Raw genomic sequence first — 640 nt, forward strand, 5'->3', positions numbered from 1 at the left:
ATTCTTAAAGGCTGAGTTAGTGATTTATATCAGTTTTATTTACTATAGAACACCCTTTTGCCGCTTGTACAACGCACCGGAGAATTTTCGCTAATCAATTTCTCCTTTTCCCCGGTAATGCAGTCATAACAAGGGCTGGCGGCCCGTTAAAAAAACCAAACGGCAAGTGATTACCCCCTCTACCGCGACTTCAGGTTCAATGCTATGTTCATGCATTAATCAGATATCATTACTTTTCCCGGCCGCGACAGACGATGAGAATAAAAAATAGCCGTGCAATACCTCCAGTTATTTATGGATCTGTTTTTGTGTTGCCGCATCGCTGGTGGTCATTACCTGCCTCTCATTGATGTTTTCACTTTTTCTGTTGTTAATTGACGATACCGCACCTGCGCCGCCGCGGGTTGAGTTGAGGAGCGCACATGTTGCTGGTTACCTGGGATAGCGTTCTGGTTGCCGTTTCGCTGATTGTGGCGTTTATCGCGGCGTTTACGGCGCTGGATACCGCCGGGCGCGTCGCCGTGTCGCGCGGCCTGCTGGCGAAGCTGTGGCTGGTGGCCGGCGGCACGGCGATGGGCATTGGCATCTGGGCGATGCACTTCATTGGCATGCTGGCGATGATGATGCCGATGACCATGCG

Annotated in this window: 1 protein-coding gene; it reads left to right on the plus strand. The window is 50.9% G+C overall.

Annotation, left to right across the window (positions count from 1 at the left end; all coding sequences use genetic code 11):
• Window positions 1-422: 422 nt before the first annotated feature.
• Window positions 423-640 (plus strand): MHYT domain-containing protein (locus tag QMM04_RS22950; protein WP_282997198.1); only part of this gene is annotated, 218 nt, incomplete at its 3' end.

It is taken from the genome of Pantoea sp. Pa-EAmG (genome assembly GCF_030024295.1).
In the GTDB taxonomy this organism is placed as follows: Bacteria; Pseudomonadota; Gammaproteobacteria; order Enterobacterales; family Enterobacteriaceae; genus Pantoea; species Pantoea dispersa.